Annotated in this window: 2 protein-coding genes and 1 pseudogene; all 3 read right to left on the reverse strand. The window is 37.1% G+C overall.

Going from position 1 to position 1,766, the window contains the following annotated elements; all coding sequences use genetic code 11:
* A pseudogene (locus H5202_RS21895) lies at positions 1-740 on the reverse strand (pilus assembly protein); the annotation flags it as partial.
* A gap of 4 nt (positions 741-744) precedes the next feature.
* Positions 745-1,179 (reverse strand): PilX N-terminal domain-containing pilus assembly protein, encoded by a 435-nt coding sequence (locus H5202_RS21900; RefSeq protein ID WP_123776819.1) that lies wholly within the window; start codon positions 1,177-1,179, stop codon positions 745-747.
* Between the two features lie 12 nt (positions 1,180-1,191).
* Positions 1,192-1,766, reverse strand: a 575-nt coding sequence (locus H5202_RS21905; protein WP_182773896.1) for a PilW family protein, incomplete at its 5' end; no start/stop codon positions are given.

The raw sequence follows: 1,766 nt of genomic DNA on the forward strand, positions 1-1,766 counted from the left end.
GTTGTGGTAACCCATTTATACCAAACCAAATAATTTGGGGTATACACTGTTACAACACTACCAGTACCAAAACCTGTACTGTTATAGCTTAAGTTACGTGCTTCTGTCCCTGTATTAGTTGTATACATTGCTGTAGTATTTACTGGATAACCATCAGCATATGAATTACCTTGCTTGTCTACACCAGGGTTTTTAGCGTCGTACTCTAAAATATCTTGCGCGCAGTCAAAAACCTGATTTTTATTCAAACCATTATTTTCAACTAATGGTTCCCATGAACCAGTCTGTCCCCGTTTTTGAAATTCATGAAAATAGCCATTATATTGCCCATATTTGGCTAAAGCTTCTAACGACTTGTTGCAATTATTACTCTGGGAATAAAAACGACGAGCATCATTTGGTTCATCGGGTGTGGGTGAAATTGAATTATCGACACCACCACCCGCCCAATACAATGCTTTATTATTTATGTAGCCAGAATAGGAATTTAGATAGGTTTCATAACCATCAGGATAACTACAATTGCCAGCGGCTTCATCACTTATTGAACAATAAGGACTAACTGACTGCTGATCCTCCGTATTCATACTACCTGAGTTATCAAAAATAAATAAAATTTGTGGACGTTTACCCGTGGCTTTACTTGGGTCGATCAAGTAAAGCTCGGTATCATCAGCAAATAACCCACTAGAAATAGTGACGAGTATAGCTATTACACTAATTATAATTTTGTTTTTCATGATATTAATTCCCTGCTAACACTTGCTGCTCAACTCCTGCAGCAACAGTTAACGAACCTAAGTTATCACGGCCAAATTGGGCTGTGCTTGTTATTTGAGAACGCCTGCAACTGACTAAATTTAAGCCCATAGCATTAGATGTTCTTTGACAACCAACGTCTCTAACGCCCGTTTCTGGTAATGGCGTAATAACTTGAGTGCTGTTAAAAACTGATTCCGTTTTTACTGCTAACAAATTACTAAAAGAAGCGCCTGAATTATTAGCAATGACTTGCTCTAAGCCCCCATTTGCGACAGACATAGCTTCGATACGTTCAGCTCCAGCACCAGACATTCGTAAAGACTGCGTTGAGTTAACAGCTAATGCAATACCTATGACAGTCATAATCACTAGAACAACTAGAGATAGAAATAAAACGATACCTCTTTGTTTTATAATAGAAATACTCATCTAATTCCTTATCAATACAGGATTTTCTAAAACGACAGTAGTCGATAACACTTTCCGTCTAAAATTATCATTAAAGGGATTTATCTGCTTGTCACCCAGCTGGTAAGTTGTTTGATTATCATAACTATTATCAGCTTGAGCTGAGCGCACTAATACATATATTTTCACAGCCACTAATCTTTGTAATGTTTCATTATCCCACACTGGAGCTAACACATCAGCGGCAGGCACATAAGTATCTGGTGTGTTATCGCCATTATTATCAAATCCATATAAAAAACGAATATTCTCTATTCCTTCAACAAGTTGTTCATCATTTTTCATACCTGTATTCGTTAGCGTTTTACGACTTAAAATCGGAGCACCATTCTCAATATCAATAAAATAAACATGGTGTTGGTATTCCCAAACTCTAGAATTTACTAAATTAGTTGCCGGATCAAGGCCATTAAAAAATATAGCTTGGGTTGATGTGGTTGAAACAGAAAATCTTGTGTTATCACCTACGGGGCTATCACTACCGTCACCGAACCCAATACTTGGACCTATAAAACGTTTTATTTGAATAACATCGG

Origin of the sequence: Shewanella sp. SG41-4, assembly GCF_014164505.1 — a bacterium.
Lineage (GTDB): Bacteria > Pseudomonadota > Gammaproteobacteria > Enterobacterales > Shewanellaceae > Shewanella.